The sequence below is a fragment of the Rhodoferax sp. XS2R6 genome, assembly GCF_056521365.1.
Genome location: NZ_JBWMAY010000001.1, coordinates 830,480 through 845,280, shown reverse-complemented (window position 1 = coordinate 845,280; position 14,801 = coordinate 830,480). Strand labels below are relative to the sequence as shown.

General features: G+C 64.7%; 13 protein-coding genes and 1 riboswitch. Of the genes, 1 reads left to right on the top strand and 12 read right to left on the bottom strand.

Features of this window, described 5'->3' with window-relative positions:
- Positions 1-19 precede the first annotated feature (19 nt).
- Genes AC097A_RS04000 through AC097A_RS03985 form a run of 4 tightly spaced genes read right to left on the bottom strand, consistent with a single transcriptional unit; the run spans position 20 to position 5,730 of the window.
- The gene (locus AC097A_RS04000) at positions 20-673 is read right to left on the bottom strand and encodes a protein-L-isoaspartate O-methyltransferase family protein (protein WP_479619844.1); all 654 of its coding nucleotides are present in this window, start codon (positions 671-673) and stop codon (positions 20-22) included.
- Between the two features lie 44 nt (positions 674-717).
- A complete protein-coding gene (locus AC097A_RS03995) occupies positions 718-3,897 on the bottom strand; it encodes an efflux RND transporter permease subunit (RefSeq protein ID WP_479619843.1) in 3,180 nt (1,059 codons plus the stop codon).
- Positions 3,897-5,039, bottom strand: a complete 1,143-nt coding sequence (locus AC097A_RS03990) for an efflux RND transporter periplasmic adaptor subunit (RefSeq protein ID WP_479619842.1) — start codon at positions 5,037-5,039, stop codon at positions 3,897-3,899. Before AC097A_RS03990 ends, AC097A_RS03995 begins: the two co-directional genes overlap by 1 nt.
- A 7-nt stretch (positions 5,040-5,046) precedes the next feature.
- On the bottom strand, positions 5,047-5,730 hold the full coding sequence (locus AC097A_RS03985; RefSeq protein ID WP_105262589.1) for a TetR/AcrR family transcriptional regulator: 684 nt from the start codon (positions 5,728-5,730) through the stop codon (positions 5,047-5,049).
- Between the two features lie 126 nt (positions 5,731-5,856).
- Here AC097A_RS03985 and msrA point away from each other — a divergent pair, with 126 nt between their 5' ends.
- Positions 5,857-6,396, top strand: a complete 540-nt coding sequence (gene msrA, locus AC097A_RS03980; RefSeq protein WP_315496594.1) for a peptide-methionine (S)-S-oxide reductase MsrA — start codon at positions 5,857-5,859, stop codon at positions 6,394-6,396.
- A 17-nt stretch (positions 6,397-6,413) separates the two neighbouring features.
- Here msrA and AC097A_RS03975 read toward each other — a convergent pair whose 3' ends face one another.
- The 8 genes from AC097A_RS03975 to AC097A_RS03940 form a co-directional block, all read right to left on the bottom strand.
- Positions 6,414-6,596, bottom strand: coding sequence for a hypothetical protein (locus AC097A_RS03975; protein ID WP_146097387.1), 183 nt, complete (start codon positions 6,594-6,596; stop codon positions 6,414-6,416).
- Between the two features lie 129 nt (positions 6,597-6,725).
- Positions 6,726-7,760: a FecCD family ABC transporter permease gene (locus tag AC097A_RS03970; protein ID WP_479619841.1), complete on the bottom strand. Its 1,035-nt coding sequence runs from the start codon at positions 7,758-7,760 to the stop codon at positions 6,726-6,728.
- Positions 7,760-8,710 (bottom strand): ABC transporter substrate-binding protein, encoded by a 951-nt coding sequence (locus AC097A_RS03965; protein WP_479619840.1) that lies wholly within the window; start codon positions 8,708-8,710, stop codon positions 7,760-7,762. Before AC097A_RS03965 ends, AC097A_RS03970 begins: the two co-directional genes overlap by 1 nt.
- The gene (locus AC097A_RS03960) at positions 8,707-9,561 is read right to left on the bottom strand and encodes an ABC transporter ATP-binding protein (RefSeq protein ID WP_479619839.1); all 855 of its coding nucleotides are present in this window, start codon (positions 9,559-9,561) and stop codon (positions 8,707-8,709) included. Before AC097A_RS03960 ends, AC097A_RS03965 begins: the two co-directional genes overlap by 4 nt.
- Before the next feature lie 130 nt (positions 9,562-9,691).
- A riboswitch (cobalamin riboswitch) is annotated at positions 9,692-9,938 on the bottom strand.
- A gap of 25 nt (positions 9,939-9,963) precedes the next feature.
- Complete coding sequence (locus AC097A_RS03955; protein WP_479619838.1) at positions 9,964-11,424, bottom strand: ABC transporter ATP-binding protein; 1,461 nt, start codon at positions 11,422-11,424, stop codon at positions 9,964-9,966.
- 13 nt (positions 11,425-11,437) lie between these two features.
- The gene (locus AC097A_RS03950; RefSeq protein WP_479619837.1) at positions 11,438-12,244 is read right to left on the bottom strand and encodes an ABC transporter permease; all 807 of its coding nucleotides are present in this window, start codon (positions 12,242-12,244) and stop codon (positions 11,438-11,440) included.
- Positions 12,241-13,218 carry an ABC transporter permease gene (locus AC097A_RS03945; RefSeq protein ID WP_479619836.1) on the bottom strand — a complete coding sequence of 326 codons (978 nt, stop codon included), beginning with the start codon at positions 13,216-13,218 and terminating at the stop codon, positions 12,241-12,243. The genes AC097A_RS03950 and AC097A_RS03945 overlap by 4 nt, the downstream gene beginning before the upstream one ends.
- Positions 13,206-14,765 carry an ABC transporter substrate-binding protein gene (locus AC097A_RS03940; RefSeq protein ID WP_479619835.1) on the bottom strand — a complete coding sequence of 520 codons (1,560 nt, stop codon included), beginning with the start codon at positions 14,763-14,765 and terminating at the stop codon, positions 13,206-13,208. Before AC097A_RS03940 ends, AC097A_RS03945 begins: the two co-directional genes overlap by 13 nt.
- Positions 14,766-14,801: the final 36 nt, after the last annotated feature.

Genomic DNA, 14,801 nt, shown 5'->3' with positions numbered 1-14,801 from the left:
GGTGTCTACGGGGGAGGGCTTAAAACTGGAAACGCGAAGGCTCGGCAAAGTGTTGCAGGCGCGGGGCGTTGGCGTCCCAGGGCTGGGTGGTGCGGAAATCGGTGCTGCTGGTGCGGGTGACCAGGGTGGCACGCATCTGGGGCTCGTCGCCCACGATGGCGAGCAGGCGGCCACCCACATTCAGGCGCTGCAGCAGGTCGTGGGGTACCTGGGTCACCGAGCCACTCAGCACGATGGCGTCAAACGTACCCAGAGCCGCACTGAGCTTGGCTCCATCTTCCTGGTGCACGGTCACGTTGCGGATGCCGGCTTTTTGCAGGTTGCTGCGCGCCATGTCCACCAGCTCGGGCAGCAGTTCCACGCTCAGCACCTGGGCGGCGCGGTGTGACAGCAGGGCCGCCATAAAGCCCGAGCCGGCACCGACTTCGAGCACCGACTCATGGGGTTGTAGGGCCAGGTCTTGCAGCAGGCGGGCTTCCATGCGCGGGGCCAACATGCACTGGCCACCGGGCAGGGGAATCTCCAGGTCGGCAAAGGCCAGGGCCTTGTGCGCCAGTGGCACAAACTCTTCACGTGGCACGGTGCTCAGCAGCTCCAGCACGCCGGTGTCCAGCACGTTCCAGGGGCGGATCTGTTGCTCAATCATGTTGAAGCGGGCTTGGGCGAAGTTCATAGTCGTTTCTCCTTGGGAATCAGGTAGCGTTGATGGGCCAAATTTTAGCGGGCGGGGGTGGCGGGTCTGCTCCACATCCGCTTGGCCCAGTTCGCCAGATCGTCCATATAGCAATACACCACGGGCACCACCACCAGCGTTAGCAGCGAAGAGGTGATGACGCCACCAATGACGGCCTGGCCCATGGGCGCGCGCATCTCGGAGCCTTCGGTCAGCGCAAACGCCAGTGGCACCATGCCAAAAATCATGGCCAGTGTGGTCATCAGAATGGGGCGCAGCCGCACCTTGGCAGCCAGCAACAGGGCGTCGGAGCGGGGCAAGCCGGGCACGGGGTTGCCGTGGTTGTCGACACCGTCTTCGCGCGCGCGGATCGCAAAGTCCACCAGCAGAATCGCGTTTTTGGTCACCAGGCCCATCAGCATCACCACGCCGATGATGGAAAACATGGACAGGGTGGAGCCAAACGTCATGAGCGCCAGTACCACGCCAATCAGCGTGAGCGGCAGCGCCGTCATCAGCGCCAGCGGCTGCAAAAAGCTCTTGAACTGGCTGGCCAGAATCATGTAGATGAACACAATGGCCAGCACCAGGGCCGAGATGGCGTAACCAAAGGCCTCTGCCATGTCCTTGGTGGAGCCACTGAACTTGTAGCTATAGCCCGCTGGCATGGCGATGGTGTCCATGGCGGTTTTGATGTCGGCCGACACCTCACCCGCCGAGCGGCCCGACACGTTGCCGGTGATGGACACCTCGCGCGTCAGGTCGCGCCGGTTGATCTGGTTGGCGCCGGTGGACTCCACCACCTCGGCCACCTGATTCAGGCGCACGATGCGCGGGCTGCCGTCGGCATTGCTGCCCACGGTGAACGGCAATTGGCTCAGGTCACTGGCGCTGTTGCGTGCGGTGGGGGCCAGGCGCACGTTCACGTCATAGGTTTGGTCGTCCGGCGCGCGCCAGTTGCCCACCGTCTGGCCCGCCACCAGGGTGCGCAGCGCGGTGCCAATTTGCGCCACCGACAGGCCCACGTCCGAGGCCACGTCGCGTTTCACCTGCACGTCCAGCGTGGGTTTGTTGGGTTTCACGCTGGAGTCCAGGTCCACCAGGCCGGGGATGTCGCGGATTTTTTCCAGCGCCAGGGTGGTCAGGCGCTCCAGTTCGCCGGTGTCCGCACCCTGGATGGAGAACAGGATTTGTTTCTGCCCACCCACGGCGTCCATCAGGCCCGCGTGGGTGACGGTGATGCCGGGTACCTCGCGCAGGCGTTCGCGCAGCTTGACCGACATGGCGTCCACGCTGAGCTGGCGGTCTTTTCGGTCCACCAAGCGGATGTAGATGCTGGCGTAAATTTTTCCCTGCGCGTTGCCGGTGTTGATGGTGGAGAGTGTGTAACGCACCTCGGGAAACTCGCGGATGACGGCTTCGACCTGTTTGGCCTTGGCCTCGGTCACTTCGAGCGAGGAGCCGACAGGGGTGTGGAAGTTGAGTGTGGTTTCCGAAAAGTCGGATTTGGGCACAAACTCGGTGCCCAGCAGCGGCACCATGAAGATGCTGGCCACAAAAATGCCCAGCGCCAGGCCCACGGTAGCCAGCTTGTGTTTGAGCGACCAGCGCAGGATGCCCTGGTAGGCATCGGCCATGCTTTCGGTGGCATTGTCAAACCAGCGTGTCACGCGGCCAATGGTCTTGTCGTACAGCGTGACCGGTGGGCCGTGTTTGCCATGGTCGTCGATGCTGGGGTCGTGCCAGATGCTGGACAACATGGGGTCGAGCGTGAAGCTCACAAACATGGAGATCAGCACCGCGGCCACGATGGTGATGCCAAACTCGTGGAAAAACTTGCCGATGATGCCGCCCATAAAACCAATGGGCAAAAACACCGCCACGATGGACAGGGTGGTGGCCAACACGGCCAAGCCAATTTCCTGCGTGCCATCCAGTGAGGCCTGGTAGGCACCTTTGCCCATTTGCACATGGCGAACGATGTTTTCGCGCACCACAATCGCATCGTCAATCAGCAGGCCCACACACAGGCTCAGTGCCATCAGCGTGATCATGTTGATGGTGAAACCAAACCAGTTCATGAACAAAAAGGTGCCGATCAGCGCGATGGGCAGGGTGAGCCCTGTGATGACGGTGGAGCGCCAGGAGTTGAGGAACAGGAACACGATGAGCACCGTGAGTACCGCACCTTCAATCAGCGTGCGCCGTACGTTGTCCACGGACACACGGATCTGGCGTGAGCCGTCGGTAATGGACTCCAGCTTCACGCCGGGGGGCAGCTGCTTTTGCATCTCGCCCAGGGTTTTGATCAGGCCGTCCACCACCGCAATGGTGTTTTCGTCCTGCGATTTCTGCACCGTGAGCATCAGGGTGCGCTGGCCGTTGTAGAGCGCCAGGCTCTCCACCTCTTGAGCGCCATCGGCCACACGGGCCACCTGGTCCACCCGCACAGGCGCACCGTTTTTGCGCGCCACAATGATCTTGCCAAAGTCTTCGGGCCGCTGCATCCGCGCCTCGATCTGGATCACACGCTCCTGCTCGGCAGAGCGGATGGCGCCCACGGGCAGGTCCTGGTTTTCGCTGCGTACCGCACTCACCACCTGGTCGGGCGTAATGCCAAAGGACTCCAGCGCCTGCGGGTTCAGGTAGACATTGATTTCACGTTTGGTGCCACCCACCACGGTGACCGAACCCACGCCGCGCACGTTCTCCAGCCGTTTCTTGAAGGTCTGCTCGGCCCAGTTGGTCAGTTCCACCGCGCTGGGCACTTTGGTGCTTGCTGCCGTATCCGGCAGTACCGCCACCGACCAGATGGCGCGTGCGGCCGGGTCAAAACGCAGCACACGCGGCTCTTTCACCTCGGCACGCAAATTGGGCTTGATGGAGGCCACCTTTTCGCGCACATCTTCGGCGGCTTTGCGGCCATCCACATGCAGGCCAAACTCGATCACCACCACACTCTGGCCTTCGTAGCTGCGCGAGGTCAGGGCGTTGATGCCGGCAATCGAATTGACGCCTTCTTCGATCTTTTTGGAGACTTCACTCTCCACAATCTCAGGCGAGGCGCCGGGGTAGTCGGCAATCACCACCACCACGGGAAAGTCGATGTTGGGGAACTGGTCCACCTGCAGGCGCTGCAGCGAGAACAGGCCCAACACCACCAGGGCCAGCATGACCATGGTGGCGAATACCGGGTTTTGCAGGCTAACGCGGGTGAACCACATCAGTTGCTACCCTGGGCAGCGGTGGCAGTTTTCACGGCCGTGCCGGCACGTACCGGCCCCACGCTGCCGCTGAGCACCTGGGTGCCCTCGGGCACACCTTGGATGGCGGCGAAGGTCTGGCCCTGGGCCTCACCCCGCGCCACCACGTCTACCGTCTGGTGCTGCACCACACCCGCTTGCACGGTTTGCACATACGGTTGCGGTTTGTCGGTGCGCACGGCGGACAAGGGCAGGCCCAGTGCGCGGGTGCTACCCAGGTTGAGCTGGCCCTGGGCAAACAGGCCCTGGCGCAGCGAGGCATGGGGTTCCAGCGCCAGGTAGGCGAGTACCGCGCGGCTGCCGGCCACCGCACTGGGGTTGACCCGGCTCACCTTGGCCGCCACCGTGGTGGCCGAGCCCTCTACGCTGAGTTGGGCCATCTGGCCCACGCGCACCTGCAGCGAGTCGGTGGCGCTGAGGCTGGCTTCCAGCTCCAGGCGGCTCACGTCCACAATTTCCACAATCCGGGCATCAATGGCCACACGTTCGCCCGGCTGGGCCAGACGCTGAGCCACCTGGCCGCTGATAGGCGCACGCAGCACGGTGTCGTCCAGCGATTTGGTGGCCACATCGGCACCGGCCTGGGCGGCGCGGTAGCTGGCTTCGGCCGCGGCCAGGTTGGCCGACGACGATTCGAGGGCGGTTTTGGAGATAAAGCCCTGGTCGACCAACGAGCGGTTGTTCTCAAAACTGCGTTTGGCAATGTCGACCTGGGCGCGTGCGGCTTCGGCCTGCTGTTGGGCCTGGCGCACCCGGGCCTGGGATTCGGTGGAGTCCACACGGGCAATCACCTGTCCGGCTTTCACCACATCGCCTTCACGCACGGTCAAACCCTGTAGCTCACCGGCCACCCGGGCTTTTACAAACGCCGAGTTGACCGCCTTGAGCGGTCCCGAAATGGCCAGGCCTTGTGCAAGCTCCATGTTTTGCACCAGCACCACATCCTTGGGGCCCAGTGCAATCGCCACCTGCACTTTGCTGGCTGCCTGTTGGTTGGCCAGGGCCTCTTGTTGGGTCTTGCGTGCCGACAGGGCACGCACGGACACCGTAGCGACCAGGGCCAGCACCAGCGCACCTGCTGTCCATTTGATCCAGGGTTTCATGGGGTGTTCAGCTCGCTTGCAGTGGAGAAGGGGGCGGGCGCACGGCCAAGCCTATCAGCATGTTGTCCACCTGGGTCTGGATATAGGCCAAGGGGTCAAAGACGACCCCAGGGGGCATACACGAGCCCAGCGACTGCTTGGAAATGGCCAGAAACAGGATGGGCGCCATGACCAGGTAGGCGCCGTAGTTCAGCTCCATGGGACGGAACTCGCCGCTGTTGATGCCGCGTTGCAGCACCCGTTGGATCAGTGCGTTGCCCGGGGCAATCACCTCAGCCTGGTAGAACGCAGCCAGCTCGGGAAAGTTGCCAGCCTCGCTCATCATGAGCTTGGAAATACCCGCGGCTTGGGTGGAGCCCACACGCTCCCACCAGACGGTGATGCAGTAGCGCAGTAGCTCGGCGCTGCTGCCCTCATACGCGTCCAGCTCCTGGCTCCACTCGTCAAAACGGCCTGAAATGTTCTCGCGCACCACGGCCTTGAACAGCTCTTCTTTGCTGGAAAAATACAGGAACAAGGTGCCCTTGGACACACCGGCACGTTTGGCCACCTCTTCGGCGCGGGTGGCGGCAAAGCCTTTTTCCACAAACAACTCCAGCGCCGCTGCCAGCAGTTCACCGGGGCGTGCGTCTTTGCGGCGCTCGCGTTTGGCGCGCACATTGCTGGCGAGGAGGTCGATGGGGCACTGCATAAATTACTGACTGATTGGTTATTAATGTAGCCGTGGGCCGCGACAGTGTCAATCGTTGCGGGTCTCCTGCGTAAGATGCAGGCGCTTGTTACGACCAATGACTTTTCACTACCTACGGAGTTCCCCATGACCCAAGCCTTGCAAACCATCACCCTGGGCGGCGGCTGCTTTTGGTGCACCGAAGCGGTGTATGTCCAGGTGAAGGGTGTGGTGGACGTGGAGTCCGGCTACAGCAACGGCCAGGTGGTGCAGCCCAGCTACGAAGACGTGTGTACCGGCAGCACCGGCCACAACGAGGTGGTGAAGCTGGTCTACGACCCAGCCCAAATTTCCACGCGGGAAGTGCTGGAGATCTTTTTTGTGATCCACGACCCCACCACGCTGAACCGCCAGGGCAATGACGTGGGCACCCAGTACCGCAGCGGCATCTATGTGTCCACCCCGGAGCAGGAGGCCGTAGCGCGGGAAGTGATGGCCGAGATGGCGGCCAGCGGTGTCTACAGCCGACCCATCGTCACCGAAGTGCTGCCGGTGGACAACTACTGGCCGGCCGAGGCCTACCACCAGGACTTTTTTGAACGCAACCCGCACCAGGGCTACTGCATGGCCGTGGCTGCCCCCAAGGTGGCCAAGTTCCGCAAGACCTTTGCCCGCCTGCAGAAGTAGGCGGAAGGCGGGGCGCTTTAGCGGCGGATCGGCGAGTCGCTGAAGATGCCCCAGTTGGATTTGGGCGCGGGCTTGGGCATTTCTTCTTGGTGTTGTTCCGCGTAGTTCAGGGCCAACCCGACCCCACCAATCAAGATGGTCAGCCCGATGACCAATTTCAGTACGGTGACCCACAGCTTGGGTTCATCATCGCGTTTCATGCGCATTCTCCAGTTGCACGCTATTGTGCCTCTGTTGACTCCAACGCCCGTCCTTGCTGCGTGAGCAGCTACCGGATGTATAGCAAAATTTGGAGTGAATACAAGTGCACCAGCGCCTGGCAACCCTCCTTATGTCGGTGCAGACCTGCCGTCTGTACGCAGCACCAGAAAAACCACAAATAGTCCGCCCAGCGCTGCCGTGACGATGCCGATGGGCAGCTCCTGCGGGGGCAGCAGCGTGCGGCACAACAAGTCGCTACCCAGCATCAGCACAGCGCCGGCCAGCGCGGACAGCGCTAGCAGGCGCCCATGCAGTGCACCGCACAGCGCGCGCGCCAGGTGCGGCACCATGAGGCCGACAAAACCGATCACCCCGGTCAGCGCCACAAAACAAGCGGTGGCCAGGGCCGCCACGCCAAACACCTCGGCCCGCAGGCGCTGGGGCGCAATGCCCAGGCTCTGGGCGGTTTCATCCCCGGCCAGCAGCGCGTCCAAGGCATGCCGCCGGCTGGCCGCAAAGGTCAGCAGGGCCAGCAGGCCAAACAGGGCCAGGCCCAGGTTGTCCCAGCGCGCCAGGCCCAGACCGCCCAGGGTCCAAAACAGCACCGAATGGGCGGCCCGCTGGTCACCTGCGAACACCAGGTAATGGGTGATAGCGCCAAACAGGAAAGAAGTGGCAAGCCCCGCCAGAATGAGTTTTTCAGGCCCGCTGGACTCGCTCCTCTTCACAATGGTCAGCACCGTGGCGGCCGACACCAGCCCGCCCACCAGTGCCGCCAGTGGCAGGGTCCAGATGCCCAGCCACTCTCCGGTGGCGGTGATGACGGCCACCGCACCGGCGCTGGCGCCGGACGATAAGCCAAACAAAAACGGGTCCGCCAGATCGTTGCGCGTGACGGTTTGCAGTAACACGCCCACCACCGCCAGGCCCGCGCCCACCAGCAGCGCCAGCAGCACGCGCGGAATGCGCAGGTCCAGCACGATGCGCTGCAGGGTGGTGCCCACCTCGGGCAAACCCAGCGCCGGCGCCCAGGGCCCGGCCAGTGCACTGAGCACCTCGGCCAGCGGCAGCGGCGTACTGCCTTTGGCAATGGAGGCCAGAGCGAAGACCAGTAGCAGGAGCAAGCCCGCCGCCAGGCTACTAATAAAGGCGCGTTGCGACATCACTTGGCTTTGGTGGCCATGGACTTGGCAATCTTCTCGATCGCTTCAATATTGGCGGGGCCGGGTGTCAACTCGGCATAGCGCAGGGCCACATAACGCGCGTTCTTCACCGCGTCGGTTTCTTTCATGGCCGGGTGGTTCTTGAGGAACTGCAGTAGCCGGCTCACACCGTTGCCATCCTGGTAGTCCAGCATCACCAAAAACTGCGGGTTGCGCGCCGCCACGGTTTCCCACGAGGTGGTGCCCCAGCTGGTCTCCATGTCGGCCATGATGTTGCGGCCGCCGGCAGCGTCGATCATGGCGGTGGGAATCGCGTACTTGCCGGCCGTGAACGGTTTGTCGTCGCCCGAGTCGTAGAGGAATACGCGGGTGTCCTTGCTGCCGGCTGCGGGTGTGAGTTTGGCTAGACGCGACTTCCACTGCGCCACCTGGGTTTTGGCCTGGGCTTCTTTGCCAAAAATGGTGCCGAGCTTGACGAAGTCGGTGTAGAGCAAGTCCATGCTGGCCGCCGGGCGCTGCTTGTTCACATGCACGCAACTCTCGGACAGCACCAGCGTTTGGATGCCGTACTTGGCCAGCGTGGTGGGGGTCACTTCGCCGCCCACCTTCATGCCGTAGTTCCAGCCGGCAAAGAAGAAATCGGGGTTGGCGGCCAGGATGTTTTCCAGATTGGGGTTCTTGGGCGCGAGCTCGGGAATGTTGCCCAGGGCCGTCTTGAATTCGGGGCCGGTCTTGTACCAGCCGGTGATGCCGGTCACGCCCACCATACGCGTGTTGAGCTGCAGGGCCAGCGCCATTTCGGTCATGTTCAGGTCGTGGATCACCGCCCGCTTGGGCGGTGCGGCGAAGGTCAGTGGCGTCCCGCAGCTGTCCACGGTAACGGGGAAGGTTTGCGCGGCGCACAACGTCGATGCGAGCGACAAGGCCAGGGTGCTGACAATATGTTTCATGGCGTGGGTTCCTCGTAGTGGTTGAAAAAACTGGTGCGGTGGTGGGGCGGGCTGCCTGCAGGCGCGTCGGGCGGATGTGCGTCCAGCACCAGCATGGGTTGCGCCGTACCGGGGTGGGGCAGGTAGTAGGAATGCATGGCAAACACCTGGTGCACCGTGACAGGGTTGAGTGCCAGCGTGGGGGTGTCACAGCGGACCAGGGCGCCAGCTTTCAGTACCAGCACCTGGTCGGCCCAGGGCGGCACCAGTGGCAGGTCATGCAGCACCGCCACCACGGTAATGCCCAGGTCTTTAACCATGCGCAGCAAATCCAGCGTGGCGCGCGGGTCCAGGTGGTTGGTCGGCTCATCCAGCAAGAGCAGGCGGGGTTGCTGGGCCAAAGCGCGGGCTAGGTGGGCACGCTGGCGCTCGCCGCCGGACAGGCTGCCCATGGCGCGTGTTGCCAGGGCGGTCAGGTTGCACAGCGCCAGCGCATCGGCGACGACTCTCCGCAGCTGGGCCGGGCTCTGCGTTTGCCGGTGCGGCAGGCAGCCCAGCGCCACGTAGTCCTGCACCCGCAGGCGCACGTCGGCGTGGTCGGCTTGCCCGAGGATGGCCAGCGTGCGCGCTCGGACCACAGGGGCCATGTGCTGCAGCGGCTCGCCGTCCAGCAGCACATGGCCGGTCGTGGGCGCCAGGAGGCCGCCCAGCATGCGCAGCAGGGTAGATTTGCCGGCCCCGTTTGGGCCGACGATGGCGAGGCGCTGACCCTGCGCCACCGAGAAGCTCAGAGGCTGGATTAACGCGCTGCCTTGGGGCGTGCGAAAGCTTGCGTCGCACACCTGCAGTGACATACCGGCGAGGGTGGGCATGGCTAAGCCGGGCGAAGTGGCGTGCGCGGTGGGGCCAAGCGGCCAGGTGCAAATGGCATGGAAAAATTCCTGAACAAAAACTCGCACCGGCATCCCCGCCAGCGGTTGAGCGTCACGACGGCGTGCTAGGCACACCGTCACCGTGTTGGCCGGTATCCGGGCTGATGGCAACCCTCCATCGCCTTCCCAGGTGCCTGTTCAGAGCGCCCAGTGGCTGAGTGATGGGGGGTGAAGAAAGCCAGGCTTTCTTCATCCAATTGACCGTTGCGGGGGCAGCGCAGGTGGGGCGTCGGGGCGTGGGCCCCGCAGTCCTCCTGCTTCCCGTTGAACTGCGGCCTGTGAACCACGCCGCGAGCACCAACGGGCGCATTCTAGTTGTGAATGTTGGCAACGCAGTTGCGTTCATGCGGCGGCTATCGCCGGGGACTGCGCGCCAAACCGGATGTGTTCAGCCCGGTGCGCTGCGTGGGCCGCCACCGCCGCATCGTGTGTGACCAGAATGACGCCAAAGCGGTGCGCCGCAGCGCTGGCGCACAGCAGCGCCATGGTGGTTTTCTGGATGAGGGGGTCTAGCCGTGAGGTGGGCTCGTCCGCAAAGATGAAGCGGGGCTGGAGCAGCAGCACCCGCAGCAACGCAAAGCGCTGCAGTTCGCCGCCCGACACCTGGTCGGGCAGGCGCTCCAGCAGCTCGGGGCCCAGTTTCAGTTCACGCATCAACTCGGTGGCGTCGGCCCAACTGCGCCGGTGCCGCGTGATGAGGTCATGCAGGCACTGGCGCAGCGTGCGGCTGGGGGCAAACGCGGCGGGTGGGTCCTGGTACAGCTTTTGAAAAGCATGGGGCGGAGTGCCTGGTGGTCGGCTCACCACGCCCGCGTCGGGCTGGGCCACGCCCAGCAAGATGTGGCCCAGCGTGGTTTTGCCGCAGCCGCTGGGGCCAGTCACGGCCACGATTTCGCCCTGGGCGATGGACAGGTCCACGTTGGAGAAAAGGCGCTCGGCCCCGAACGACTTGGCCAGGCCTTGCGCCAGCACCACGGGGGCGGCCGCTGCTGCCACGGGCTGGAGCAGGCCCTGCCAGTGGGCCGGATCGGCCTGCACCAGCGCCTGGCTGTAGGCATGTTGCGGGCGCACCAGCACCTCAGACGCTGGGCCGTGTTCGATCACCTGGCCGTCGAGCATGATGGCCACCGTGCCGCCCAGGCGGTGGGCTAGTGCCACATCGTGGGTGATGGTGATCAGGGCGGTGTGGGTGGCATCTTCTGTGGGCACGTGGGCGGCCAGCAGATCGGCGACCTGGTCACGCAGCGCCGCGTCCAGCCCCTTGGTAGGTTCATCGGCAATCAGCAGTTGCGCCCCTGCTGCGCAGGTGGCGGCAAACGAGACCCGTTGTGCCATGCCGCCCGACACCTGGTGCGGGTATTTGCGGGCCGCGTGCTGCAACTGCAATTGGGCCAGGGCCTGGTCTGCAGTTTGGCGTGCTGTGGGCCAGGTTTGGTCTTTCACAAAATGCGCTACCTCGGCGACTTGCGTGTGGGTGCGCATGGTGGGGTTCAGCGCCAGCCAGGGCTCTTGGGGCAACATGGCCAACTGGCGACCCCACAGAGGGGGCTGTGCCTTGGCTGCTGCATCGGGGCCCACCACAGGCTGGCCCCACACCGCGACTTGACCGCGGGTCTGCATGCCTGTGGGCAGGGTGCCCATGATGGCCTGGGCCAGGATCGACTTGCCCGAGCCGGATTCACCCAAAATCGTGAGTCGTTGCCCCGCTGCCAACGCCAGGCTCACGCCGCGCACAATGCCTGCGTCAGACGGCTGGCCAGGGGCTGTCACGTGCAGGTTGTTGATCTCTAGAGCGAGTGTCATCTGCATACTTTCATCAAGGTTGTGGGGGGCGTGGGCGGGTGACGGCTTGCAGCGCCAGCACACAGGCCAGCAGCGCCAGCACCGGGGTGGCCAGTAGCCAGGGCGCATCGTCGGAATGTGGCAGCGCCTCGGTCATCAGCACGCCCAGTTCGGCGCCGGGCGGGCGCAAGCCAATGCCGACAAAACCCATGGCGGCCACGGCCAGCACGCCGTTGCACACGGCAAAGGCCAGCAGCGAGAGCCAGGTAGACCGCACGGCAGGCCACAGGTGGTATCGCGCAATGTAAGCCGGGCCAAAGCCCAGCAGCCGGCTGGACTGCACCTGCGGCCCGACCAGCAGCGCACCGACTGATGCACGCGTGGTGCGGTAAAACTCCACCCAGGCAGTGAGCACCAGGCCCAGGTAGAGCGGCCACTTTTCACCCGGTGCCAGGGCAGACAGCAGCAGCACCCACAGCAGGCCGGGCATGGCCATCACCGCATCGGCCAGGCTTTGCAGCGCACGCGCGAGCCAACCCTTGCGCCAGGCGGCCAGCACGCCCAGGCTGGCCCCCAACACGGCCGACATCAGGGCCGAGCCCAGGGCCAAAGACAGCGACACGCGGACACCCTCTGCCAGGCGCGCCAGCACGCTGCGCCCCAGCGCATCGGTGCCCAGCCAGTGCTGATGTGATGGTGGTTGTAGCGTGGCCGACAGGTCTTGCAGGTACGGATCAGGCATGGCCAGCGGTGCCAGCCATGCATACGTTATCAAGGCCAGCAGGGTGAACCACCCCAGGCGATAGTGGGTGCTTGGTTGCAGTGTCTTGTTATGGTTCATGAAGCCTCCTGGTGTTGCAGGCGTGGATCGAGCAGCCAGCACAGGCCGTCCACGGCGCTGTTGAGCAGCACAAACATCCAGCCCATGCACAGTGCCGTGCCCTGCACCATGGGGATGTCACGCGCAACCAGTGCGTGAATCAGCGCGTGGCCGATGCCGGGCCAGGCAAAAAAACTCTCCACCACCACCACGCCTTCCATCAGCAGCACCAGTTGGGTACCGGCGTAGGCCACCACGGGCACGGCGGTGTTGCGCAGCACGTGGCGCCACACCACGGCGGCTTGCGGCAAGCCTTTGGTCTGCGCAAACGCCACCGAGGGTGATGCCAGCACCTGGCGCATGCTGTGCAGGGTGACCAGGCCCAAACCGGCGGCCAGACCCAGCGCCAGGGCCAGACCCGGTAGTACCAGATGTTCAGGCCCGCCATGGCCCGCGGCAGGCAGCCAGCGGGCCCGCTCGGCCAGCACAATGGCCAGCACCAGGCCCACGACAAACGTGGGCGTGGCCTTGAGAGCCAGGCCCAGGGTGCTTGACGTTTGGTCCAGCCAGGTTTTGCGGGCCAGTGCCACCAGGCTGCCGCCTACCAGGCCCAGCACCAGCGCAAGTGCCCAGGCGGCCAGCGCCAGCAGCAGCGTATGGCCCCACTGGTGGGCCAGCTCGCTCAGCACCGGGTCGCCGGTGACCAGCGAGTGGCCCAGCCGGCCCTGCAGCAGGTCGGCCATCCACGTGCCCAGTTGCACCCACCAGGGGCGGTCCAGCCCCAGCTCCTGGCGCACCGCTTCTGCGGCGGCGCTGTTGACCATGTCGTAGCCGTAGCGCCCGGCCGCAATGCGGTAGGCTGCGTCGCCCGGCAGGGCGCGCATCAGCAGGAACGAGACCACGCCGACGATGCCACCCACAGCGGCTGCCCGCAGGACTAGCCGCGCCACACCGCGCAAGAGAGATACACCCAGCGCCCGCATCATCGGGCCCATTGCATCTGCATGATGCGGTAGGAGATCTCCAGCGGGTCAAAGCTCACGTGGGTGACCCGGTGGTTGCTGGTGGCCGAGTGCTGGTACCAGGCCACCGGAATCACCGGCAGGTCGGCCTGGATGACCGTGGCAATGGCGCCGCGTTGGCGCGAGCGGCGCTGGCTGTCGTTGGTGCTGCTCAGCGCGCTGATGGCATCGCGCAGGCTGGCGCTGGTCCAGCCCATGGCGCCCCAGTCACCGCCGCTGGGGCCAAAGTCTTCCAGCAATGTGCCCACCGGGTCGGGCACCAGGGAGTAATTGCGCGCCACCAGGGCCAGCTCCAAGGTGCCGTCTTTGTGGCCCGCCGGGACTTCGCTGGAGTTGGCAATGGCCACTGCCATGTCAATGCCCACCTCGCGCAGCTGCGCCTGGATGGCGGCGGCCAGCACGGGTAGTTCGGGCCGGTCCGGGTAGGTGCGCAGCGTGACCTTGAAGGGCTTGCCCTCGCGGCGCAGGATGCCGTCGGGCCCCGGCGTCCAGCCGGCGGATTGGAGCAGTGCGCGGGCGGTACCCAGGTCACGCGTCAGTGCTTGCAGGCCGGGCACATGCCACTCTGCCATGCTGGCGGGGAACAGCTGGGTCGCCGCTGCCTTGGGCTCATGCAGGATGGCGCTGGCCATGCCCACGCGGTCCAGTGCCAGGCTGATGGCGCGTCGTGTGGCCACGTCTTTGAGGGCGGGGTGCCCGGCATTCACCTTGATGTAGATGGTGCGCGGGATGGGCTGGGTTTGCAGTGTGAGCATTTTGCTGGCCCGCAGGCGGCCAAAGTTGGCAGGGTCGTGGGTGAACACCACGTCCGCTTGGCCGCTGGTGGCCATGAGGTTGCGTGTCTCGCCCCGGCCCACCGCCAGGTAGGACACCCTCTCAATCGCGGGCTTGCTGCCCGCCCAGCCTTCAAAGCGCGCGGTCTCCACCTTTTGGGGCGGCTGGGCCAGGGTCACTTTGTACGGTCCCGTGCCCACCACCGCCTTCACGCTGCCGTCGGCACCATAGGCGCTGGGGGCCAAAATCTGGGTGCTGTAGTTCACCAGAAAAGCAGGCAGCGGCGTGAAGGGGCGGCTCAGCTCGAACACCACCACGTCTTTGTCGGCACTGATCTTTTGCAAGGGCATGCTGTTCATCACGCCGGGGTTCTTGCGGGCGCGCTCCAGGGCAGACACCACATCAGCGGCGGTGACCGCCTTGCCATCGTGAAATTGGGCTGCAGCGCGCAGCTTGAAGCGCCAAGTCAGCTGGTTGGCCGACACCTCCCAACCCGATGCCAAGCCGGGCACCAGCGCACCCTGGTTGTCCACGGTGACCAGCGTTTCTGCCACCTGCAGGCGGGTGAAGATGTAGCCGTTTTTGGACGGATCCAGGCTGTGAACTTCCCACGGACCTGCGATGCTGAGTGTCTTGCTGTCAGGTGGTGCGGCCCAGGTGAGGGATGCGCCGGCGGCGGACAAGAGGGTGGCCAGCACCAGGCGACGCGGGAGTTTGTTGGGGAGGCGCGGTGGGGTGAATTTCATGGTGTTTTATGGCCTTGGCCCTTGTGGAGTATGCGC